At 38.8% G+C, this 21,914-nt stretch carries 24 protein-coding genes, 2 tRNA genes and 1 pseudogene; 12 read left to right on the top strand and 15 right to left on the bottom strand.

The annotated features are described in order from the left end of the window. From rsfS to H3R33_RS08830, 6 genes are read right to left on the bottom strand one after another with little or no spacing between them, the layout of a single operon-like run. Positions 1–429 carry a ribosome silencing factor gene (rsfS, locus tag H3R33_RS08855; protein WP_155580001.1) on the bottom strand — a complete coding sequence of 143 codons (429 nt, stop codon included), beginning with the start codon at positions 427–429 and terminating at the stop codon, positions 1–3. A 41-nt stretch (positions 430–470) separates the two neighbouring features. Further along, complete coding sequence (locus tag H3R33_RS08850; protein ID WP_198185569.1) at positions 471–1,079, bottom strand: nicotinate-nucleotide adenylyltransferase; 609 nt, start codon at positions 1,077–1,079, stop codon at positions 471–473. Next, complete coding sequence (locus H3R33_RS08845; protein WP_198185567.1) at positions 1,076–2,344, bottom strand: glutamate-5-semialdehyde dehydrogenase; 1,269 nt, start codon at positions 2,342–2,344, stop codon at positions 1,076–1,078. The genes H3R33_RS08850 and H3R33_RS08845 overlap by 4 nt, the downstream gene beginning before the upstream one ends. Positions 2,345–2,388: 44 nt before the next feature. Continuing rightward, on the bottom strand, positions 2,389–3,483 hold the full coding sequence (ychF, locus tag H3R33_RS08840; protein ID WP_198185566.1) for a redox-regulated ATPase YchF: 1,095 nt from the start codon (positions 3,481–3,483) through the stop codon (positions 2,389–2,391). A gap of 8 nt (positions 3,484–3,491) precedes the next feature. Further along, positions 3,492–4,064 (bottom strand): aminoacyl-tRNA hydrolase, encoded by a 573-nt coding sequence (gene pth / locus H3R33_RS08835; RefSeq protein WP_110439578.1) that lies wholly within the window; start codon positions 4,062–4,064, stop codon positions 3,492–3,494. Positions 4,065–4,083: 19 nt separating this feature from the next. Then, positions 4,084–4,731, bottom strand: a complete 648-nt coding sequence (locus tag H3R33_RS08830) for a 50S ribosomal protein L25/general stress protein Ctc (RefSeq protein ID WP_255412384.1) — start codon at positions 4,729–4,731, stop codon at positions 4,084–4,086. A 204-nt stretch (positions 4,732–4,935) separates the two neighbouring features. On the opposite strand from H3R33_RS08830, the gene H3R33_RS08825 reads away from it, so the two are divergent. The 3 genes from H3R33_RS08825 to H3R33_RS08815 are packed head-to-tail and all read left to right on the top strand — an operon-like array spanning position 4,936 to position 8,071. After that, positions 4,936–6,795 carry a TonB-dependent siderophore receptor gene (locus tag H3R33_RS08825; RefSeq protein ID WP_198185564.1) on the top strand — a complete coding sequence of 620 codons (1,860 nt, stop codon included), beginning with the start codon at positions 4,936–4,938 and terminating at the stop codon, positions 6,793–6,795. Between the two features lie 13 nt (positions 6,796–6,808). Continuing rightward, positions 6,809–7,084: a TonB-dependent receptor gene (locus H3R33_RS09180; RefSeq protein WP_198185562.1), complete on the top strand. Its 276-nt coding sequence runs from the start codon at positions 6,809–6,811 to the stop codon at positions 7,082–7,084. 42 nt (positions 7,085–7,126) lie between these two features. Next, entirely contained in the window at positions 7,127–8,071 is a 945-nt protein-coding gene (locus tag H3R33_RS08815; RefSeq protein ID WP_155566292.1) for an alpha/beta hydrolase, read from the top strand. 52 nt (positions 8,072–8,123) lie between these two features. On the opposite strand, the gene H3R33_RS08810 is transcribed toward H3R33_RS08815, so the two are convergent. The 7 genes from H3R33_RS08810 to rfaD all read right to left on the bottom strand — a co-directional run bounded on the left by H3R33_RS08810 (position 8,124) and on the right by rfaD (position 14,443). Beyond that, complete coding sequence (locus tag H3R33_RS08810) at positions 8,124–8,738, bottom strand: histidine phosphatase family protein (RefSeq protein WP_110439574.1); 615 nt, start codon at positions 8,736–8,738, stop codon at positions 8,124–8,126. A 21-nt stretch (positions 8,739–8,759) separates the two neighbouring features. Next, positions 8,760–9,695, bottom strand: coding sequence for a ribose-phosphate pyrophosphokinase (locus H3R33_RS08805; RefSeq protein ID WP_110439573.1), 936 nt, complete (start codon positions 9,693–9,695; stop codon positions 8,760–8,762). A 55-nt stretch (positions 9,696–9,750) separates the two neighbouring features. Beyond that, a complete protein-coding gene (locus tag H3R33_RS08800; protein WP_110439572.1) occupies positions 9,751–10,725 on the bottom strand; it encodes a hypothetical protein in 975 nt (324 codons plus the stop codon). A 14-nt stretch (positions 10,726–10,739) separates the two neighbouring features. Then, positions 10,740–11,516, bottom strand: a complete 777-nt coding sequence (pgeF, locus tag H3R33_RS08795; RefSeq protein WP_198185560.1) for a peptidoglycan editing factor PgeF — start codon at positions 11,514–11,516, stop codon at positions 10,740–10,742. A gap of 63 nt (positions 11,517–11,579) precedes the next feature. After that, positions 11,580–12,593 carry a class I SAM-dependent methyltransferase gene (locus H3R33_RS08790; RefSeq protein ID WP_198185558.1) on the bottom strand — a complete coding sequence of 338 codons (1,014 nt, stop codon included), beginning with the start codon at positions 12,591–12,593 and terminating at the stop codon, positions 11,580–11,582. 8 nt (positions 12,594–12,601) lie between these two features. Continuing rightward, positions 12,602–13,429, bottom strand: coding sequence for a prolipoprotein diacylglyceryl transferase (gene lgt, locus H3R33_RS08785; RefSeq protein ID WP_155564916.1), 828 nt, complete (start codon positions 13,427–13,429; stop codon positions 12,602–12,604). Between the two features lie 30 nt (positions 13,430–13,459). Then, positions 13,460–14,443 (bottom strand): ADP-glyceromanno-heptose 6-epimerase, encoded by a 984-nt coding sequence (gene rfaD, locus H3R33_RS08780; RefSeq protein WP_198185556.1) that lies wholly within the window; start codon positions 14,441–14,443, stop codon positions 13,460–13,462. Between the two features lie 117 nt (positions 14,444–14,560). On the opposite strand from rfaD, the gene H3R33_RS08775 reads away from it, so the two are divergent. From H3R33_RS08775 to H3R33_RS09240, 7 genes and pseudogenes are all read left to right on the top strand, one after another. Then, positions 14,561–14,830 (top strand): accessory factor UbiK family protein, encoded by a 270-nt coding sequence (locus H3R33_RS08775; RefSeq protein ID WP_110439567.1) that lies wholly within the window; start codon positions 14,561–14,563, stop codon positions 14,828–14,830. Between the two features lie 69 nt (positions 14,831–14,899). Beyond that, positions 14,900–15,232: a tRNA-binding protein gene (locus tag H3R33_RS08770; RefSeq protein WP_198185554.1), complete on the top strand. Its 333-nt coding sequence runs from the start codon at positions 14,900–14,902 to the stop codon at positions 15,230–15,232. 82 nt (positions 15,233–15,314) lie between these two features. Next, positions 15,315–16,211, top strand: coding sequence for an arginase family protein (locus H3R33_RS08765; RefSeq protein ID WP_198185552.1), 897 nt, complete (start codon positions 15,315–15,317; stop codon positions 16,209–16,211). Between the two features lie 166 nt (positions 16,212–16,377). Next, positions 16,378–17,175, top strand: a complete 798-nt coding sequence (gene proC, locus H3R33_RS08760; RefSeq protein ID WP_198185551.1) for a pyrroline-5-carboxylate reductase — start codon at positions 16,378–16,380, stop codon at positions 17,173–17,175. 26 nt (positions 17,176–17,201) lie between these two features. Next, complete coding sequence (locus tag H3R33_RS08755) at positions 17,202–17,846, top strand: TetR/AcrR family transcriptional regulator (RefSeq protein ID WP_198185549.1); 645 nt, start codon at positions 17,202–17,204, stop codon at positions 17,844–17,846. 71 nt (positions 17,847–17,917) lie between these two features. Beyond that, positions 17,918–17,992, top strand: a tRNA-Gln gene (locus tag H3R33_RS08750). A 91-nt stretch (positions 17,993–18,083) separates the two neighbouring features. Continuing rightward, positions 18,084–18,692: pseudogene (locus tag H3R33_RS09240) on the top strand (M48 family metallopeptidase). 94 nt (positions 18,693–18,786) lie between these two features. Here H3R33_RS09240 and H3R33_RS08735 read toward each other — a convergent pair. Then, on the bottom strand, positions 18,787–19,344 hold the full coding sequence (locus H3R33_RS08735) for a DUF4385 domain-containing protein (RefSeq protein ID WP_155566283.1): 558 nt from the start codon (positions 19,342–19,344) through the stop codon (positions 18,787–18,789). Positions 19,345–19,493: 149 nt separating this feature from the next. On the opposite strand from H3R33_RS08735, the gene H3R33_RS08730 reads away from it, so the two are divergent. After that, complete coding sequence (locus H3R33_RS08730; protein ID WP_198185547.1) at positions 19,494–20,393, top strand: D-hexose-6-phosphate mutarotase; 900 nt, start codon at positions 19,494–19,496, stop codon at positions 20,391–20,393. A gap of 294 nt (positions 20,394–20,687) precedes the next feature. Here the strand turns inward: H3R33_RS08730 and H3R33_RS08725 are convergent. Then, positions 20,688–20,763, bottom strand: a tRNA-Asn gene (locus tag H3R33_RS08725). 94 nt (positions 20,764–20,857) lie between these two features. Between H3R33_RS08725 and H3R33_RS08720 the strand changes: the two genes are divergently transcribed. Beyond that, on the top strand, positions 20,858–21,901 hold the full coding sequence (locus H3R33_RS08720) for an ABC transporter substrate-binding protein (protein WP_198185545.1): 1,044 nt from the start codon (positions 20,858–20,860) through the stop codon (positions 21,899–21,901). Positions 21,902–21,914 lie beyond the last annotated feature (13 nt).

The raw sequence follows: 21,914 nt of genomic DNA, 5'->3' as shown, positions 1-21,914 counted from the left end.
TTAGACTTGATCAGGTTCAGAAAATTCAGGAATTTCAACCCCCCAAATACGTTCAATATTATAATATTCTCTTGCCTCTGCTCGAAACAAATGAACTATAATATCTCCTGTATCTAATAAAACCCAATCACTGCTTTTTTCTATTGCGATCTTTCTGATTCCCTGTTCATACAAAATCTTGTCAAGATGTTCAGCCATTGCCATGATCTGGCGATCCACCATACCTGTTGCAATAACCATACGATCTGCAAATGAAGCTTTTCCCACCAAATCAATGACAACAATATTCTCCGCCTTATCTCCTTCCAAAGATTCAATAATCAAATTGACGCATTTCTGCAATTTTTCAATATCTATAATCGTTTTGTCATTGATATCATGTTGTTGTCTGTTTTGTTGTAATGTTTCCGATAAATTATTTTGATTCATTAATAACCCTATTTCTATTGTTTAATATTTACATGTAACCGTTATAAACCTGATCTTCCTTGAGCCCTTAAAACTGTGGCTGAAATTTTGTTTTCTGGAGATGGAACAAATACCCAAGCTGGCGGCTTATAACTTGCCAAAACCGAAGCTTTCTGTGAGGACAATCGATATGAACGGGCCCATTGTGCAGCCTTTCCGTTTAAAGCCTTATAAATATAAGGAGGGCGTGGAAAAATTGCTATAGGCACGAGCCGTAAAATCTTTTGCCATCTTGACCAGAATGCCATTTGTGACAATCCATCAGCGCCCATCAGCCAAACAAATTTACAATTTGGGAAGCGCTGATATAATTTTTTCAACGTATCGTAACTATACCGTGTATGTAACCGGTTTTCTATATCTGTCGCAATGATATGCCGACCATCAACGCATTTTTGTACCCCTTGAAAACGTTCCGAAAAAGAAGCCATTTCTTTTCCGGTTTTCAAAGGATTTCCCGGAGATACCATCAACCATACCTGATCCAATTGTAAAATGGTAAAAGCCCGACGAGCCAGTTGTAAATGACCACTATGAACAGGATTAAAGGATCCGCCTAATAATCCAACCTTTATATTTCTCTGATCACCCCATGTCGGTATTGATATCATACAGGTCTCACCTGTCCATTTCCAATAACTTCATAACGATAACTTGTTAATTGTTCAACTCCAACAGGTCCTCGTGCATGTAAACGACCTGTAGCAATGCCAATTTCGGCTCCAAACCCAAATTCACCTCCATCACAAAATTGTGTGGAGGCATTCCACATAACAACAGCACTCTCAACATGATCCATAAAATAACGGGCAACCTCTTTATCCTCGGTTAAAATAGCCTCGGTATGTCCACTACCATATTTTAATATATGCTGAATTGCCTGATAAATATTTTTAACTACCTTAACTGATAACACCGAATCCAGCCATTCTGTGGCAAAATCATTTTCCTTTGCCACACCGATACGGGAATCAATTTTCACTGCCATAGTGTCTCCGACCAGACGGCATCCCAACTCAATTAAATCATCGGCTAATTTGGGTAAATATTGTCTGGCTACCGCTTGATCAATCAATAAAGTTTCAGTGGCACCACAAATCCCTGTTCGACGCATTTTTGCATTTATTAAAACAGCACGTGATTTCTCGAAATCCGCTAATCCATGTATATAGGTGTGACATAATCCAGCTGCATGAGCCAAAACAGGTATACGGGCTTCTTTCTGAATGAATTCAACAAGGGATCGTCCCCCACGAGGGATTAAAACATCAATTAATCCAACGGCCTGCAACATGTCTTTCACATGTTGACGATTATTATCCGGTGCCATGGCTATTATATCAGGATCAAGGCCGGCTTCCTGAACACCCTTTTGCATGGCCTGATGGATTAGAATTGCCGTTTGATAGCATTCGGAACCACCTCGTAATATAACACCATTACCAGATTTGATACAAATACCTGCCGCATCAGCACCAACATTCGGACGGCTTTCATAAATCATGCCAATAACACCCAGAGGGACAGTAACTCGTCTAATTTCCAGTCCATTTGGTCTTGTCCAGCAAGCCTGTTCTTTTCCTAAAGGATCAGGTAACATCGCAATCGCCTCCAAGCCATGCGCCATTGCCTCCAACCGGTTTTCATTCAATGTCATACGATCCTTAAAGGCTTCACCAACTTCTGTTTTCTCCACTTCCTCGGAATTAACAGACAGGATGGCATTCATTGAAGCACGCAGCGCTTCTGCTGCACAAAGCAAAGCTTTGTTACGCTGTTGAAGTGAGCTGTGAGCCAATGAATAAGAAGCTTTTTTAACCTTTCTAGCCAATTGTTGGATCGAGTTCGATTGAGATAAGGTAGAATTACGATTCACTCCACCTACTCCTTAATAATTTTAAACAAATAAATTATTGCAGATTATACATTAAATCTGAACAATAAAATATCTCCATCATGAACGATATAGTCTTTTCCTTCAATTCGAACTTTACCGGCCTCTTTTGCTCCAGCTTCCCCCTTATATTTAACATAATCATCATAAGCGATCGTTTCACAGGCAATAAATCCCCGTTCAAAGTCATTGTGAATAACTGCCGCCGCTTGTGGGGCCTTGGTTCCTTCTGAAATTGTCCAAGCACGGGTTTCTTTTGGACCACATGTAAAATAGGTAATCAGATTTAACAATCTGTATCCTGCAGCAATAACACGATCGAGACCACTATTTTCCAAGCCCAGACCCGATAAAAATTCTGTCTGATCCTCTTTACCCAACTGACTGACCTCTGCCTCGATGTCAGCAGAAACAATAACGACTTCAGCCCCCTGTTTTCTTGCCATTTCAATAACCTGCCGAGAATACCCATTTCCAGTTGCGGCGGCTTCTTCGTTAACATTACACACATATAAAACAGGTTTGCTCGTTAGAAGCTGTAATCGGGCGATGGCCTTCTCCTCGCCAACAGGAATGACATCCCTAACCGGCTTACCATCCTGCAGGGCCTTGATCAAAAGTTCAATTAATTCAAGAGTGGCCTGAGCCTCTTTATCATTTCCTCTGGCTTTTTTCTGTAAAGCAACTGTTCTTTTTTCTAAACTTTCCAAATCTGCAATCATCAACTCTGTCTCGATAATTTCAGCATCCCGAATAGGATTCACAGACCCTTCAACATGCGTGATATCATCGTTTTCAAAACAACGCAGAACATGGATAATTGCATCAACCTCTCGGATATTCGCCAAAAACTGGTTTCCGAGCCCTTCTCCACGTGAAGCTCCCTTAACCAGACCTGCAATATCAACAAATTCCAAGCTTGTGGGAATAATTTTTTGAGAATGCGTAATTTCTGATAAAATAGTCAAACGCGGGTCGGGGACAGCAACCCGTCCAACATTGGGTTCAATGGTGCAAAATGGATAATTCGCCGATTGAGCGGCAACCGTTGCCGTTAACGCATTAAATAATGTTGATTTTCCAACATTAGGCAATCCAACAATACCGCAATTAAACCCCATATCTTTTTTTATCCTTTTAACAATAAAGCCACTTTGGATAGATAAGCGTCCATTTTTCGTTCAGTTAACAATGATGCCTTTTCCGCAACTGCATCAATAAATGGATCAAGCCATTCCCTATCCTGTTTTGAAAAATCTCCCAAGACATAACGTACAACTTGAGATCTGTCTTCTGGATGCCCTATCCCCAAACGCACACGCCAATAGTCCTGACTGCCAAGCATTTTATCCGTAGAACGCAAACCATTATGACCAGCCGCCCCTCCCCCTTTTTTAATCCGTATCTTGGCAGGGACCAAATCCATTTCATCATGAAATACAAAAAGGTTATCAAGTGGAATTTTATAAAAAGCGATACAAGGCTGAATACTTTCACCAGAAAGATTCATATAGGTCATAGGTTTTAGTAAAAGGATTTTTTCACCCTTTATAACACCTTCGGCAATTTCGCCCTTAAACCGCTTACGCCATGGAGAAAATCCATGACGTTCAGCAATTCGATCTATCGCCATAAAACCGATATTATGACGATTTGCCTGCATCCCAGGCTCGGGATTTCCAAGCCCAGCCCACAGTAACATGATCTATTCTTTCATTAAATTATTCTTCAGTAGAAACTTCGGCCGTTTTTTCTTCTGATGTTTCTTCCGAAGTTTCTTCACTTGTTTCAACTGCAACGGTTGGCGGCGCAATAGTTGCAATTACAAAATCTTCTTCATGCTGATTTGTATGCGTAACTTTATCCGCACCTTTTAAATCAGACCAACGAATATTATCGTGAATATCCAATTTGGAAAGATCGGCAATAAAGGCTTCTGGAATATGTTCAACGTCACAGTTTACTTCAACAGAATGTTGAACGATATTTACAACACCGCCACGTTTTACACCAGGGGCGATTTCTTCACCTTCAAAAGTGACCGGTATTTCAACGCGAATATGCTGACCAGCAACCATACGTTGGAAATCCACATGTAATGGTCGATCGGTTACGGGATGTAATTGCACGGCACGCATCAAGGCAACTGTTCTCTTATCATCAACCATCAATTGATACAGTTGAGAGCGCCATCCTGATTTTCCCAATTCACGCATAACAAGACGCGGATCAAGGGCAATCATGGCTGGTTCTGATTTGCCACCATATACAACAGCAGGAACCAGTCCCTCACGACGGGTTGCGCGCGCTGCCCCCTTACCAGCCTTCGCACGCATCGATACTTTTAATTCAACAAAATTTCTTGCCACGTTATAACTCCTAGTAAATAAGGCAAAACTGAAACATCAACCTCCAGGGGTGTTGATGCACTATCCTCTTTACCTAATAAACTTGAAAAGTGCAAATATCTTTCTAAATTAATTGAAGATTTTAAGTAAAATACAAATTGATTTTCTTTCTTGTTGAAAATAATAATTACAATCATTCTCAAATTATGCAAGAAAATCTGATCTATGCGATTTAATCATTTTACCGTAACATTCTCTTTATTAATCGTTTCTACAACAATTTTTGCAGACCCAATAGCCTATTCCAAGGAAGATCAAGAAAACAAGGATAATGAAAAAATAACCGTCGTTGGCAAACGCAATTACAATCCATTCGTTGAAACCAATTCTGATGTTGCTACCAAGACAAACAGTCCATTAAGAAAAGTTCCCCAATCCATTACCGTCATCACCCGCAAACAGATGGATGACCAAAATGCCAGGACCGTTTCGGATGCACTTGCATATAGTGCGGGTATTTCTGCAGGAAGTCGGCCAGGCGGACGGTTTGATAGTATCTATTTAAGAGGGTTTGGAGGATTTGGGGGAAATGCCAATTATATCCAGTTCCTTGATGGTCTTCGTCTTTTACGTGGCATGTCATATGCCGTCCCTTCCTTTGATGAATATTTAATGCAAAGCGTTGAAGTCCTGCGCGGACCCGCCTCCGTACTTTATGGACAGGCCAGCCCAGGCGGTTTTGTAAATATGACCATGAAACAAGCACGTCCCGTAGACTCTTATGAAATGAGGGCAAGTGGTGCCTCCTTTAATTATGGAGACATTATGGGTGATGCTGGCGGTTCTTTAAACAAAGACAAGACACTTTCCTATAGGGTAACAGCTGTGGGACGGTATGGAGATACACAGGTTGATTTTGCCAAGGAACGCCATATCGCCATTATGCCCCAGATCAGTTGGCAAGCCACTGATGATACTTCTGTATCCATGCGTTTCTTATATCAGTATGATCCAAATAGCCTTTATGGTATCGCACTTCCCGCGTCAGGTACAGTTCTGCCAAATCGACATGGAAAGATTTCAACACATCTTAACACCAGTGAACCTGGTTTTGATCAGTATCATCGTTCTCAATATATGTTTGAATACAATCTAACCCATGATTTTACGGATTTTATTCAATTCAATCAGAAATTCAGATACCTGCATCTTGATTCAGATTTCCGATCCATTTCTATCAAGGGACTTGCCAGTGATCAGGCAACTGTATCAAGAATGGCGACAATATCAAATGAACATTTGAACAGTTATAATATCGACAGTAACCTTCAGTTTCATGTTGATACAGGGAATGTAAAACATATACTGATTACAGGAATTGATTATCTGCTTGCAGATTCCAAACGTGCCTTGGGCAATACGGCCATTTCAAGCCTTGATTTGTTCAATCCTGTTTATGGCGCACGTTTTACACCCCTAATCACTTCATACGGAACACAATCCCAGAACCAGTTGGGTGTTTACATTCAAGATCAAGCAAATTATAGAAACTGGTCGTTTATTATGGGTGGGCGATATGACTGGGTCGGCACCTCGACCAATTTCAAATATGGCGGAAAATCAGCCTCTAATTTTGATCGAGCTGTAACCTATCGCGGCGGTATCGTTTACAATTTTCAAAATGGAATTTCACCCTATTTCTCCTATTCCACCTCTTTCATGCCTACACCCGGGACAACCTTTGCAGGTAAGGCTTTTAAACCTACTAAGGGAGATCAATATGAAGTCGGGATCAAATACCAGCCTAATAACAATATCATGGTGACAGGTTCTGCCTATACCATTTCACAAGAGAATGTAACCACAACCGATCCGGAACATACAACCTACAATATTCAGACAGGCAGAACACGATCCCGCGGCTTTGAATTGGAAGCTCGTGCAATATTATTGCCGGGACTGAATCTTATCGCCAGCTATGCCTACAATGATATCCAGATCCGTGCTGACACAAATAAAAACAATATCGGTAACCGCCCCTTGGGAGCTCCTGCCAATCTGGTTTCTGGATGGATAAACATATGATCTGCAACAGGGGATGTTCAAGGGTGTTGGAATTGGCGGTGGCATTCGTTACAATGGTTATACATTCGGGGATAATGCCAACAGTTTTAAGGTCCCAAGCTTTGTCATTGGTGATATGCAGGTACATTATGACCTTAAAAACAGCTTTCCCACAATTAACAGCACCTTATTACAGCTGAATATAACCAATATTGCTGATAAAAAATATGTTGTTGCTTGCGCATCAAAAGTTAACTGTTTTTATGGAACACGTCGCGTTATAATGGGACAGGTAAGAGCACAATGGTAATATGCTCTTTTCATTATCAAATAATATAATGGATATAATCTTATGATACGCCCCTGGTTCTATCTGACACTAGTCTGTCTGAATTTCCTGTTATTCAGTCCGGTAAAGGCAATCAACAGTAGTTCTCCCCTTGCTGGCCTTTCCACCGAACCCTTAACAATCAACGATACCATCACTTTTAACCTGCAAAATAAAAAGACATCACAAATTTATAAGATTTTTGCCTCTATTCCAAAAGAACCACCCCCAGAAGATGGTTATCCAATCATTTATATCACAGATGCCAACAGTATTTTTGACACGGTTCGGGAAACAATAAGATCCTATGAAAAGCGTCCGGATAACATCCATAAAAATCATGCTGTTCTTGTTGGAATTGGCTATCCTCCAGATCAAAATATTCTTAAATTGCGAACTTATGATTTAACACCACCGCAAAATACCTTGATCCCCATTTTATACAAAACTGGAGGGGCTGATTATTTTTATCATTTCATCCAAGATGATCTGAAACCCCTACTGGATAAACATCTTAAAATTAATCACCATAAACAAGCCATCTTCGGTCACTCTTTTGGTGGATTATTTACAATATATAATCTTATCTATCATCCAGATTCCTATCAGATTTATATAGCCGCAAGTCCTTCTTTATGGCTTGATCCAAGCATTATTGACAAGCATACCCAATCTTTTAAATCCAGTCTTGACGTTCATAAACTACATCCAACCCTATCCCTATCCGTTGGAGAGTATGAACAGAAATTTCCTGATTATTGGCAATCAATTCCTCAAGTCGCAAAAATAAAACAACAGCTTCTTAGAAAACAGCAAGTTTCTCGTATTCTGGCAGCTTGTGAAACATTTAAAAAAATAGATGATCTTTCAACAACATGCACAAAATTTGAAAATGAAGATCATCAAAGTGTAATTCCCGCGTCAATCGGGCGAGCCGTTGCAATCATCTTTCGATCATTTGCACAATAAATACCCTATCCAGGAAAGAAAAAATTGCATCACCCTTTCCAGTCCAACTCTATCAGGCTTCCAGAGAAACAGGATCCAAAGACCAGGACTTACCTCCCTGAAAGGGAGGACAAGCACATAAAGGTTGTGCATTGGCCAATCTTACATTAGGTTTTAATCCCATCATATAACGCAAGGAACGGAAAACACCTCCATGCGCAATAATCAAAACATGACCATCACCAGCTTTCAGTATAGAACGGTTTACAGCGTCGCTAATCCTTTTACATAAAACATGAAAAGGCTCGGCACCTTTTGGCGTAAATTCACCTGAAATCCATTTGTCATACCATGGTCCCATAGGTTTTTGCTCCTCTTCACCAAAACACACCTCCTTGAGCCCATCATCCAATTCCAATGGTAATTGGACACCAACTTTGTCATGAATGATTGATTTCACAATATCTGCTGTACGTCTTGCCCTTCCAAGAGGTGAACTTATAATCTGAGTAATGGATAATTCTAAATTGTTCCAGTTTCTAGCCAACGCATTCCCTGCGGTTATGGCCTGTTTAATGCCGGTATTATTCAAAGGTATATCTGTTCTACCCTGAGACAGATTTGATACATTCCAATCTGTTTGCCCATGACGAAGATACCAGTAGGGCCGATGCAGTAAAGGAGACATAACGATATACCTTTCAAATAATTAATCAAATAAAGAAGAAACGGAGCTTTCATCCGCTACGGCACGAATGGCCCGACCAATCAAATTATTCAAACTAATCTGACGAATTTTACGAACGGAACGCACTGCATCTGTCATTTTGATACTGTCGGTGATGACTAACTCTCCAATAACCGAATCTTCAACACGTTGTGCGGCACTGCCGGATAAAACCCCATGGGTCACATATGCGTCAATTCCAGTTGCCCCCGCATCCATCAAAGCTTGTGCCGCATTACAAAGTGAACCGCCACTATCGATAATGTCATCGACCAATAGACAGTGACGTCCCTTAACGCGACCAATAACATTCATAACCTCGGAAACACCGGCACGCTCACGTCTCTTATCAATAATTGCCAAATCAACATCAAGTCTTTTTGCCAATTGACGCGCTCTTACAACTCCGCCAACGTCAGGAGAAACAACCATTAAATTCGATTTACCAGCATGTTTGTGTTTAATATCACGTGTGAATAGAGGTGCCGCATATAAATTATCTACAGGAATATCAAAAAAACCCTGAATCTGTCCTGCATGCAAATCGAGTGTTAAAATACGATTCGCTCCTGCTTCAACCAAAAGATTGGCAACAAGCTTCGCGCTTATGGGCGTTCTTGGACCCGATTTGCGATCTTGCCGGGCATAGCCAAAATAGGGCATAACAGCTGTAATTCGTCGTGCAGACCCTCTACGCAAGGCATCCAACATAATCAATAATTCCATAAGATTATCATTGGTTGGATAACTCGTGCTTTGTACAGCAAAGATATCTTCACCCCTTACATTTTCGTAGATTTCCACAAAAACTTCCTTGTCCGAAAAACGTTGTACGGACGCATCACATAAAGGCATTTTCAACTCTGCCGCAATCGCCTCTGCCAATGGACGGTTACTATTCCCTGCAATAATTTTCATCAACGAACTCCAACACACAGAACCAGTTAAAACGATCTATACCATAAAAAACATATTATTTATGTTGCATCTGAATATTTTTCAATTCTGGTGCATTAGAAGAAGCGGACTCTTTTGCATTATTTGCAGGCAAAGGCTGATTATCACGACCAGAATAATTAGTGATGACCTGCTTAACCCCACCAGCAGCCTCTTCTCCAACCGCAGAGCCAATATCACCCCAATAGTGATCAAGACGATGCGCAGGAACATCATTGATTTGTGAAACTTTACCCGCCTCTTTTCCCTTATTATCGGTCACCCGCCAAATAATTTCAACATGTTGTACCGGATTACCACGTGTCCCCTGCGCACCATCTGTTACACTGACATGACAATCCACAGTATAATCTGCCTGGTCAGGTTTATATTGAATAGCATTTGCCTTGTCTGCAAACGAAATAGCAAATTGCTGAGCAATAATTTTATTTCCGTCTCCAGGAGCCCCAAAAACACCCTTGAAATAAATTTTGGCTGCCCGATGTTTTAAACTATGTGGATCAGCCGCCATCTGCCGAGCTTGTAATCCTGTTAATACCTGATTGATTATTGGCGCAGATTGTTCTGAAACATCATGAAAAATGCTTTGCTGTCCACTTATCCAATCCTTTTTTGAAACGGGCATTCCTTTTCTCACCGCTTCGACTTTTCCATTAGGGGCAATAATTGTAAAAGAAGGAATAATCATATCTTCTTCTGATCTCACCTTGGTCAATAAAATCCAGTCCCCCTTTTGAGCGGGTCGTGCAACTGCGGGAACCGTCTGTTCCAACATTGCCTTTGCCATTTCCTCGGCAAATCCCTGGGCGTTTTTATCATTTAACATTGAATTAGAAGGTGGTGGAACAATTAACCTTGACGGAGGAGGTGTCGTCAATGATGTGGTTTTGTTTTTTTCAAATGGATGTGGAACCTGGATGCAACCTATTAAAGATAAAACACCTAAAAAACTGAATCCAATCTTAAAAGACTTTGAACTTTTAAATTGCATCTTTATGATTTCCCTTACGAATATTGACGGCAGGCAATTGTTGAAATTTGATGTCCAAACACCGCTTTCCGTTCCATGACACGTCTACGATTACTAAAAAAATGAGTGGTATCCATAAATGTATCCCTTCCTGTTATAGCCGCAATACCCACATATTTACGTCTTAACCGGTCAATACAATAACGACCCAAATCAAACAAATAATATCCTTCACGAACGGGGGTAAAAAAAACTCTTCCATCTGGATCCTGTCTCAAAACCTCATTACGCATGTCTTCCCGCACTTCATAATGTGTCACGGCAATACAGGGTCCTACAACAGCAATGATATCCTGTCTATCCGCACCCAAAGCCTCCATTTGATCCACGACATTTTCTAAAATTCCACATGCTGCGCCCCGCCAGCCTGCATGGGCTGCCCCAACAATATCACCAGTTTTTGTACTAAATAATACAGGGGCACAGTCAGCTGTAACAACACTAATAGCAATATCAGGATCGGTCGTCACGGCTCCATCCCCCTCAACAGGTATACAATTCGATTTTGTAATCCATAAAACTTTATTGCTGTGAATCTGTAACCCTCCCCACAAATAATTCGGGGATACCTTCATATACTCAGCAACAATTTTACGGTTCTCCATAATTAAATGAGGGTTATCACCTGATTTCAAACCACAATTTAACGAAGTATATTCTCCTTGAGAAACCCCACCTATTCTTGTAAAAAAACCATGCCGAACAATATTCGACAATAAGGAATGCTGAATGGCCAATGGTTTACAGTTCATGAAATTTATAACCCTTTTAAATTAACCTTGTTTTTGAAATATAAAAAAGTATAGTGTGTTTTCCTAAAAACCCGGTGGAGCACATAACTCAGCGTTACAAATTGCCATAACTTTAAACAAATCCCCCATTTCTGTAGGGTCAATCAAACGTTGTACAGAAGACCGAATTTCATTTCGTTGTTCTATCGGTACATGATCCAATAAGATTTTTTCCCGTATCAGTATGCCAAGCTGCTTTAAAAAAGCACCTTGTGTTTGTATCCCGTAAACAGTCACATTCTGTTTTTCTGCAATTTCTTTCAAGGAAGGAAAATCTATATGAGCAGTTAAATCAGCCTCTCCGGGCGGAACAAAAGGAGAGACTTTTTCTCGGTTTGCAATTGCCTGTAAACTGTCTCCCCAAACCTGGGAAGAATACCCATAATCAATAAATAAAGCCGCCCCCCCATAATGACAGATATGTGCTGAAACATATTGTACAATATCCTGTCCAGCTTCATTTACCTCTACAGTGTCACCAACCTTTATAGGGCGCTGGAATACAGGTGAAAAAGGCAGTTGGGATATGGGTTTATGAAACATATTTCCTTGGGAAACATAATTCTCATCCCATTTTTTTCCGCCCCTGTAAATAAACTGACGAATGGGTAAAGCGTCAAGAAATTCATTCGCCACCATAATCAGGGGTAAAGTCGGGATATCATAAACAGAATCAAGCCATTGAATTTCAATTTCATAATTTTTCAATGTATTTTCTTGAATTTGACGTAAACGCGATGAGGTTTCAATCAGAAAAACCGTACAATATTGGCAGATATCAGGGGCCGAACGGAATAGAACTCTTAAAATATCCATCATGAGCGTCCCCCGGCCCGGCCCGGCCTCCACGATTGCCAATTTGTCTGGTTTGGACATGGACCGAATAACCGTAATGATCCAAACCGCGATCAATTCACCAAAAATCTGTGAAATTTCAGGTGCAGTAATAAAATCAGAAAATGGATCCCTTTTTTCATAATAGGTGGCATTTGCCTTTTCCATAAATTGATCCAATCGCATTTCTGGACATTTCTTCATTTCTGCCTTTACTTTTCAGAAACTGTCAAATTTTGCAATTTCGGCAATTGATAAGACTGCCAAATGAAATATATCCCGGCAATCGCCATTGGGATACATAAAATTTGCCCCATCGTCAAACCAAAAGCAAAGTAACCCAAAAAAGCATCTGGCTCACGAAACAACTCACAAACACTTCGTGCCATGGCATACCCCAAAAGAAACACACCGGAAAGAAATCCTGGTCGCTCTCGAATGGCTTTACATTGAATCAAGCAAAGCATGATAAAAAATAGCAACACACCTTCTGAAAAACATTCATATAATTCAGATGGATGTCTTGCACCTTCAACACCGGGATAAATCATACGCCAGGGTAGCCAGTCCGGAGCTTCACGACCCACTAGCTCCCCATTAATAAAATTTGCCAATCTTCCAAATCCTAGTCCCATAGGCACTACGGTTGTGACACGATCAGAAAAACCAAGAAAACTTAAACGGTTATAACGGGTGAATATTATTAAGGCGAATATAACCCCCAAAGCACCACCATGAAAGGACATTCCTCCATGCCATACCTGGATGATCTGTAATGGATGCGTTAAATAATAAGCAGGCTGATAAAAGCAAACATATCCCAAACGTCCCCCCAAAATAACGCCCAACGTCGCCCAAGTTAAAAAATCATCAACTTGTGTAACAGTTGCAACCACGGGTTCCCTTTGAACCAATCGTCTTACCAAAAACCAACCGGCAAGCAATGCTGCTATATAGGCCATAGCGTACCAACGTATCGATAAGGGGCCGATATGCAACATAACAGGATCAAAATTAGGATAATACAAGGGAGATGACATAAAACCTGTCTTTCATTAAAAAATATGACCTTATAAATAAGGGTCTGGCCGTAAAAGATAACCCTGAATATATTTTGAAATACCTTCTTCCAATGAGGTAAATGCCCGTTGATATCCGGCAACTTTCAAACGTGTCATGTCAGCTTGGGTAAAATATTGATATTGTCCCTGCAAACTCTGGGGCATATCTATAAATTCAACCTCTCTTTTACAGCCAACCGCATCACAGACGGCATATGCCAAATCAAGATAGGTTCTAGCTTGTCCGCTACCACAATTATATATTCCATTCACATCGGGATTGTTTAAAAGCCATAAAATAATTTCAATAACATCCCCAACCCAGATAAAATCACGGGCCTGGGCACCGTCTGTCAAACCATCGCGATCAGACTTGAATAAACGGGGAACACCTCCCTTCTGAATATCATCAAATTTGACCTTTACAACTGAAATCATCTTGCCCTTGTGATATTCATTTGGTCCATATACATTAAAAAATTTTAATCCGGCCCATTGCGGGGGGACAGGTTGATGATTCCTAACCTGTTCCAATACAAATCGATCAAAAACCTGTTTGGACCACCCATACAAATTCAAGGGTTTTAAATCTGCAATATGGTTGGGTTCATCTGTAAATTCCTCCAGCTGATTGGCTCCCCCATAGGTTGCGGCAGATGAAGCATAAATAAATCTTACCTGATTCAAAGCGCACCAATACCATAATTTTTTTGACAAATTGACATTGGTTTTCCAAACCAGATCTCCATCACGGGCCGTTGTTTCACTAATTGCACCCAAATGAATGACAGCCCTTATTACTTTGCAATGCTGCACCAGAAAATCATCAATATATTCAGGAAAAATTAAATCTGTTGGCACATGATTTGCAATATTGCGCCATTTTCCCTCATTCCCCAACCAGTCAATTACAACCGTCTTCTCTTTCAAATCATAGAGTCTGGCCTGTAAACAAGAACCGATAAACCCTGTTGCACCAGTGATAATAATCATATTGTTTTCATACACATAAATTATAAATTAAAAAAACATGCTATATTATAACTTTGATAACGTATTAGATTAACTTATACTAATTTACTAATTTTGAAATAATAATAAGGAAAAATCATGCCTAATCCAAAAAAAATATTTGACGATGCCTCTCATGCTTCTGGCAGTGTATTTTCTGTTTTCAGTGGTATCAAGGAAGAGATTGCTGCCATTGTCAAGGGACGGGTTGATGAGGTTTTGTCAACCCTTCAACTGGTCAGACGTGATGAATTTGAAATTGTTACAGAAATTGCCAGCCGTACCCGTGCCGCTCAAGAAAAGTTAGAAGAACATGTCAAAAAACTTGAGGAAAAAATCACAGAATTAGAAAAAAAAGCAAATATTTAATCATAAATATTTTAACAGGGGGATATTTCAAACCCCTTTTATATTGATCAATCCAGGGAAATTTTATTGATGAATTTAATAGAATGGAAAGATTTTGAAAAAATTTTAATGGTAACTGGAACTATTATAAAAATAGAAAAATTTCCTGAAGCCCGTAAACCCGCCTATAAAATATGGGTTGATTTTGGACACTATGGCAAGCTTAAAACAAGCGCTCAACTGGTTAAACTCTACCAGCCCGAGGATTTGATTCATAAACAAATTATAGGAATTATTAATTTTCCTGAAAAACAAATTGGTCCTTTTCGTTCGCAATTCTTACTAACAGGTTTTGAAACAGAAGATGGAATCGTTATTACAACCGTGGAACGCCCCGTGCCTAACGGTACAAAAATATCTTGAATTCTACCTCATCTTGTTGATCCATAATTCCTTTTTGCTCAATAATTTAATTCCATTGAATTTTTAGACAAGAAAAATAATTATGATTTATAAAACTGAACGTTGCAAAACCCTAAGACTTCTAATTCCAGAATGGCAAAGTGGAGATTATGATAGTCAACCCTCCGGCGAGATCTACCCCCTGGGGGCTCGTCTGTTAGCTTTCTTAGCTCCCCAAAATAATACATCCCCCATTGTTGAAGTTCCCATTGAACCTTATCATCAACAACAAAGAACCAGGGAAAATGGTGTTGTTTGGCAAGATGTCATTATTCATCAATTAAAAGCAACGCAAAAAATTATAGATGAACACGAACCTGATCGGATTATTACATTCGGCGGTACTTGTATTGTTAGCCAGGCGCCTTTTGCCTATCTCAATAGACATTATAACGGAAAAATAGGGTTGTTATGGATTGATTCCCATCCCGATATTTCCACCCCCAAACATTTTGATCGAGAACATGCAATGATTTTGGGAAATTTATTGGGAAAAGGTGATCCATATCTTGCAAATGAAGTCAGATTACCTTTTAAAGCCAACCAGGTTTTAATCATTGGCATTCATAATTATAACAATGCCTATGAAAAAAAAATTGTACATGATTTAGGATTGCAAACCATTGCCAGTCCTGATCTTACCCCAGATAATCAAGCCATTTTGGCATGGATTAGAAAAAACAATTTTGAGCATCTTGCAATACATGTGGACGTTGATGTCCTTAATCCCCGATCTTTTTATTCGCAATTTTCAAATAATCCCATCTCACCACAAGCCTTTAATAACGTAAAAGGAGAAATGACCATTCCCCAATTGAGCAAAATCATCCAGGATGTTTCCCTCGTAACGGATATAGCCGGAATAACTTTTGCAGAACACATGCCTTGGGACGCACTTAACTTAAAAAAAATGATGGAACAATTTTCTTTCATGAAATAAAATATTAAAATTTATACTAATTATTTAATACTAATTTTTGTTAAATACATATGGTTTTTCTGATAATGTACAAATATTTTTATTTGGACATTTTTATGTTAGAATTCTTACAATCATATACAAAGAAACAATCCTATTTTATTCACTATTGATCGAGGAATTCATTATGTCATCACTTCCCTCCCTTTTAATGATTGGCTGCGGGCATATGGGGAAAGCCATGTTAAAAGGCTGGATAAAAAAAGGCTTGAATCATTCTTTCATTGTTAATCGACATGATTTCGATCTAGTTACTCCACATCAATTGGCACATACTATTCAGGATGTTCCAAAAACGTTTCAACCAGAAGCTGTTGTGCTTGCCGTCAAACCGGATCAAGCTGCCGAACTTATCCCCCATTTAAAACCATGGTGTAAAAATATACCTGTTATTTCCGTTCTTGGCGGGAAAACGCTTGCCTGGTTACAACAACAATTCGGAGATCATCAGTCTATTATCAGAGTTATGCCTAATACCCCTTCGGAATTAGGATTAGGTATGACCAGCATGATTGCCAACTCCCAAACGCAATCGGATCAAAAACAAATTGCAGAACGATTGTTTAATGCCATTGGTAAAACCGCATGGCTTGATACAGAACAGGAAATTGACATCGCCACAGCAATTGCTGGATGTGGGCCCGCCTATATATTCCTATTAGCGGAATTGTTGCAAAAGATAGGACAAGAGAAAGGATTGTCAGAAGACCTGGCACGTCTTTTAGCCAGACAAACCGTGATTGGCTCTGCTGCATTATTGAATCATTCCCGGGAAGAGGCGGAAACACTAAGAAAAAATGTTGCGACCCCTAACGGGATAACAGAACAAGCTGTTAATGTTCTAATTCAACCCGATGCATGGCCCCATATTCTTTCTAAGGCCCTGCAGGCAGCTGCAGATCGTTCCAGGGCTTTATCTTCATAAAATAACAAAAGCAATATAGGAGATTGATGATGTCTGATGAAGAAATACGCCACCGTATTTTAAAAAATTCCATGGATCTGGCGGCAGAACAAGGATGGAACGCCATGTCATTAAGTGACGCGGCACGACGCTGTAATGTTTCGCTTGATATGGCACGAAAATTATTTCCTTGCAAATCCTCCCTTTTACTTTATCTGAACCGTCTCGCCGATCAGGCTGCATTGAAACAATCCTACCAGCATCAACCCGTTCCTGAATATTTATTCGATCTTTTTATGGAACGGTTTGATACGTTCCAACAATATCGACAAGGATTGATTTCTGCAATTCATTCCTTACCCCTTAACCCTCCATTAGCATTTCTTCTACAGATAGCCATTCAAAACAGTATGAAATGGCTAGCTGAAGCAGCGGAAATCAACACAAGCGGCCTACGTGGAATTGCTTGTATAAAGGGACTGACAGCCATTTGGGCGCTAAATATGCGTATCTGGTTAAAAGATGAAAGCTCAGATTTATCCCTAACCATGGCTTCATTAGATAAAAGCTTTAAAAAAGCTGGAAAATTTGCTCGTTATTGTGTTCAAAGAACTGTAACAGATCAAAATGGAAAAAAGAAGAATCAAGTGGATACTTCCTATTATTCAGATAAAGATGGAAACCAACAATAAATTTTAAAATTTTTTTATTTTTCCTCTTTACGAAACCTAATAACTCCTTTAAAAGATGCTTTAACAAACCTTGGGGTGTAGCCAAGCGGTAAGGCAGCGGATTTTGATTCCGCCATGCGGAGGTTCGAATCCTCCCACCCCAGCCATCTTGTATTATGATATAATTGTCCCCTTCAAAATCTGTTTTATTTTGGATTATCCTATCAAACATTTTGATTTTTCTTATAAAAATCAAAAATTAACTGTCAGCTTCATTTTACTCATAATAGGAACAGAATTACCCTTGAAATCACTACAGATAAAATTATCAAAATAAAGGCTCATCCATCTGTTTCCCATCAGCGTGTTCATGAAATTCTGGATTATCATAAGAACTGGATTTTCTCCAATCCTATATTTCAAGAATCCCATTACCAGTATATCAATCATGAAAAACATCTTTATTTAGGACGCCTTTATCCTTTAAAAATTCTTAAAATAACCAATCAGGCACAAACTATCCAGTTAATTGATCATCATATTGTAATAACAGTTCGAGAGAATTTTCCGTCAAGAATCTATAGCATGCTTCAAAACTGGTATAAATTTGAGGCTTTAGAGATTTTTTCTGAATGTCTTTCCCTTTTAAAATCAAGAATTTGTTGGATTGATTGGCAAAATAAACCACCTTTGTTACGAATTGAAAAATTGAAAAATCAATGAGGTAGTTATAATCAAAAAAATAATGGGATCATTACCTTAAATCAACATCTAACCAAGGCAAATCCCATCGCCATTGATTATGTTATCCTCCATGAGCTGTGCCATGCAGCTGAATTTAACCACAGTAAAAAATTTACCAAATAGTTACCATGATTATGCCAAATTGAAAAATATTGGCATACCCACTTAAAACAGAATGGTTATATTCTTGGAAAAGAGCAAAAACCTTTATAATACCTTAATTATTGACCGCTGTTTTTGAAACTTTTTTTACAAAATTCTCTTTCAAACTTTTATATTTTGAATGTTCTCTTGCCTGTTTCCATTTCTGTTTAAAAACTGATGCCGCTTTTGCCTTAATCGGATCCTCAAAACCTTTGGGTAACTCCTGACGACCATGAGATCCACTCAAACCCTTTTTATCTTTGGGAACAAATCCATTATATTTTTTGCCATCTTTATGATTAGCGTAACGTCGGGCACGCGTATAACCCATCTGCAAAAATTTACGCGCCATATCAGCCCCAACAAAATCTTCTTGTTTCAAATACTGCAAAAATAATTGATATATCTTTTCACTGCTTTCCCTTGCCTTTTCAACAGTCGCAAATTGCCAATAAGGCAATATTTCTGACTTGTATGGCTCGACCAGCAATACTCCTTGTTCTCCCTTGCCAATGCGATAATATTCAGGATGTTTGCGAAAATCTATTTTTCCAAAATTCAAGGAATAATCAAAACTGGACGAAACGACACGATTTTTACAACATGGAATCAAATCACTTCTTTTGTTCATTTATTCCACCCAAATTCTGCATCATTAAAAAACAACCATTATATGTTTTGGCTTATAGATTTATTAGGACTATAAACCTAAATTGTCTTATTTGTTTTTTTATAGCAAGTAGGTCATTTTAATCATCAATATTATTTCAATGGAAGAAAATGAAAATTGAAAAAATTCAATATGGTCCCTATGAAGCCTTACGTTTACATTTTTTAGACAGATTTCTCGATTATATTCCTAAAAGAGCTCAGATCATACGTTATGGATCTCTTAAAAAGCCGGATATTTTATGGGGAAATTCAAAGGCTACCTATCAGGATGGCAAAGCCATAAGAAGTGGCATCCCGTTATGCTGGCCCTGGTTCGGTCATCTTAAAGCCAATCCTTCAATAGTCCAAAATATGCATAGCCTAACTCATCCCGCATTACCGCATGGCTTTGCACGTTGCATTGAATGGAAAAATCATCAGCTTGATGCATCAAAATCAGGGATCATTATCATTAATAGTCTACAAACCTCACCAACATTAACTCCGGAATGGCCACATGAAACGGAATTGAAATTCATTATATGTTTTAATGAGATTTTAAGCATACAACTTCATATTGAAAACAAAAGTAACCAGGATATTGCCATAACTCAGGCTTTACATAACTATTTCCATGTCAGTGATATCCGTAATATCCATATTCATGGATTGGAAAATCTAACCTATACAGAACAAAATGCATTGGGTCAGCAGAAATCAGGCATACAAAAATTCTTTCACCATTTAACTGGTCCCGTTGATCGAATTTACAGTGATGTTCCCTCTGAAATAACTATTTTTGATCCTATATGGAAAAGAAACATTATCATCCGAGCTCCTTTCTCACATTCTGCCGTGTTATGGACACCTTGGAAAGAACAAGCCAAAACCTTAGATCAATTTCCTGCATCATTATGGAATCAAGTGATGTGCCTTGAGGTTGGAACACTAATGAATCAAATGCAAATTATTAAACCCAAGACAAAAGACATGATAGAAATGTCTATACATGTTACAGAGCACCAATAACTTTCAATGATTCAATAAATGGGTATATATTTTAAATTTATGGTCTTCATTTAACATCCATATATATCCATTAATGAATAATACAAATTAATGCCCACTGCATTCAATAACCCAAACCCATGATACTATTTAATAATAGTATCATTATTAATTATCGGCTAACTTTTAAACAGGTTTGACAATTGACTCTACTCCAAATTATCAACATCAAGAACAATAGCCAATTTTACAGGAATGATATTTATTAGGTGATATAATTTATCAACTTGTTTTTTGCACATCTTTTAAATTAGATGGCTCCCGAAGTAGGACTCGAACCTACGACCGAGCGATTAACAGTCGCTTGCTCTACCAACTGAGCTATTCGGGATCATTTGGTAGACTTTGTATACCTAATTTAAAATTAATGGTAAAGTGTTTTTTTGTATAAAATCCAATTTTTTTCATTTTCTAGAATTTGCTCTATGACCCCTTTTTCAAATAAAACAAAAAAATCTTTTAATCGCCGTAATTTACTGGTTGGACTAGGGGCAATAGGCTCTTTAACAGGAATGGGATTATATCATTCCATTAACAAACATGATCCCGAGATAATGCCTCAGGATATCTCACCACAAATGATTCGTATTGCATACCTAAAGAATGAAGAAAACCAGCTTCTCACCATTGCCCAGACAAAAGGTTTTCTGAAACATTACAAAATAAGCCTTGATCCCATTGCCAATATTAAAAATAAAACCCAGATTTTCGATCTACTCAAGACCAATCAGTGTGATGCGGCTATTTTATCCATTCTGGACTGGCTGCCACAACTTCTTAAATCCCGCTCTGAAGGTGGAAAATTAATGATTGGTTTAAATGGTGGGGATTTTCGGTTATTGGTTACACATAAACAAAAAATCCAAAGATTGATGGATTTGGCAAATCTATCCATTGGAATTCAACCTCATTCCGAAAAAGAAAAACTATTCTTTTCTATTCTTCTAAGACGTAAAGGCATTAATCCGGATTTGAATGTTAAATGGGTTGAACTGGAAAAAGATGAATTACTTCCCGCTCTTTTATCAGGTCAAATACAGGCATTAATTGGCTCTGACCCTTTTATCTGGCGAATTCTTCATCATAACAATAAAAAATTGTTCCAACTTGCCGGGAGCCAGACAGGTAGCTGGAGTCAAAGAATCAATTATGTTTTGGGAATCTCAAATCATTTTCAACAATCCAATCCACTTGCACTCAAATATCTTGCCACAGCAATTCGAAATGCCTCCGTATGGCAATCACAGCATATTCAGGAAGCCAGTCAAATCCTAACTGATGAATGGCAGAAAATGAGGCCTGAAGAAATATTAAAAATGTTTTTGAATGAAAACAGAAATATGGCCATAATAAATGATAACTTGTGGGAGCAGGTTGCCCAATATATCGATGAATTCAAACTTTTGGGTCAAGTCCCCAACAGCCTGAAATCGGGTCGTATCGCCAAGCAGTTTTGTGTAACACTTTAATGCCTCCTTAAAA

This window comes from Commensalibacter sp. B14384M2 (genome assembly GCF_016101865.1).
In the GTDB taxonomy this organism is placed as follows: Bacteria; Pseudomonadota; Alphaproteobacteria; order Acetobacterales; family Acetobacteraceae; genus Commensalibacter; species Commensalibacter melissae.
This window is presented reverse-complemented; position numbering and strand designations above follow the sequence as displayed.

Excerpts from the sequence above, each read along its gene's own strand:
- rsfS (WP_155580001.1), bottom strand. The coding sequence starts at position 429 with ATGAATCAAAATAATTTATCGGAAACATTACAACAAAACAGACAACAA.
- H3R33_RS08850 (WP_198185569.1), bottom strand. The coding sequence starts at position 1,079 with ATGATATCAATACCGACATGGGGTGATCAGAGAAATATAAAGGTTGGA.
- ychF (WP_198185566.1), bottom strand. The coding sequence starts at position 3,483 with ATGGGGTTTAATTGCGGTATTGTTGGATTGCCTAATGTTGGAAAATCA.
- pth (WP_110439578.1), bottom strand. The coding sequence starts at position 4,064 with ATGTTACTGTGGGCTGGGCTTGGAAATCCCGAGCCTGGGATGCAGGCA.
- H3R33_RS08825 (WP_198185564.1), top strand. The coding sequence starts at position 4,936 with ATGCGATTTAATCATTTTACCGTAACATTCTCTTTATTAATCGTTTCT.
- H3R33_RS09180 (WP_198185562.1), top strand. The coding sequence starts at position 6,809 with ATGTTCAAGGGTGTTGGAATTGGCGGTGGCATTCGTTACAATGGTTAT.
- H3R33_RS08815 (WP_155566292.1), top strand. The coding sequence starts at position 7,127 with ATGATACGCCCCTGGTTCTATCTGACACTAGTCTGTCTGAATTTCCTG.
- H3R33_RS08810 (WP_110439574.1), bottom strand. The coding sequence starts at position 8,738 with ATGTCTCCTTTACTGCATCGGCCCTACTGGTATCTTCGTCATGGGCAA.
- H3R33_RS08805 (WP_110439573.1), bottom strand. The coding sequence starts at position 9,695 with ATGAAAATTATTGCAGGGAATAGTAACCGTCCATTGGCAGAGGCGATT.
- H3R33_RS08800 (WP_110439572.1), bottom strand. The coding sequence starts at position 10,725 with ATGCAATTTAAAAGTTCAAAGTCTTTTAAGATTGGATTCAGTTTTTTA.
- pgeF (WP_198185560.1), bottom strand. The coding sequence starts at position 11,516 with ATGAACTGTAAACCATTGGCCATTCAGCATTCCTTATTGTCGAATATT.
- H3R33_RS08790 (WP_198185558.1), bottom strand. The coding sequence starts at position 12,593 with ATGAAGAAATGTCCAGAAATGCGATTGGATCAATTTATGGAAAAGGCA.
- lgt (WP_155564916.1), bottom strand. The coding sequence starts at position 13,429 with ATGTCATCTCCCTTGTATTATCCTAATTTTGATCCTGTTATGTTGCAT.
- rfaD (WP_198185556.1), bottom strand. The coding sequence starts at position 14,443 with ATGATTATTATCACTGGTGCAACAGGGTTTATCGGTTCTTGTTTACAG.
- H3R33_RS08775 (WP_110439567.1), top strand. The coding sequence starts at position 14,561 with ATGCCTAATCCAAAAAAAATATTTGACGATGCCTCTCATGCTTCTGGC.
- H3R33_RS08770 (WP_198185554.1), top strand. The coding sequence starts at position 14,900 with ATGAATTTAATAGAATGGAAAGATTTTGAAAAAATTTTAATGGTAACT.
- H3R33_RS08765 (WP_198185552.1), top strand. The coding sequence starts at position 15,315 with ATGATTTATAAAACTGAACGTTGCAAAACCCTAAGACTTCTAATTCCA.
- proC (WP_198185551.1), top strand. The coding sequence starts at position 16,378 with ATGTCATCACTTCCCTCCCTTTTAATGATTGGCTGCGGGCATATGGGG.
- H3R33_RS08755 (WP_198185549.1), top strand. The coding sequence starts at position 17,202 with ATGATGTCTGATGAAGAAATACGCCACCGTATTTTAAAAAATTCCATG.
- H3R33_RS08735 (WP_155566283.1), bottom strand. The coding sequence starts at position 19,344 with ATGAACAAAAGAAGTGATTTGATTCCATGTTGTAAAAATCGTGTCGTT.
- H3R33_RS08730 (WP_198185547.1), top strand. The coding sequence starts at position 19,494 with ATGAAAATTGAAAAAATTCAATATGGTCCCTATGAAGCCTTACGTTTA.
- H3R33_RS08720 (WP_198185545.1), top strand. The coding sequence starts at position 20,858 with ATGACCCCTTTTTCAAATAAAACAAAAAAATCTTTTAATCGCCGTAAT.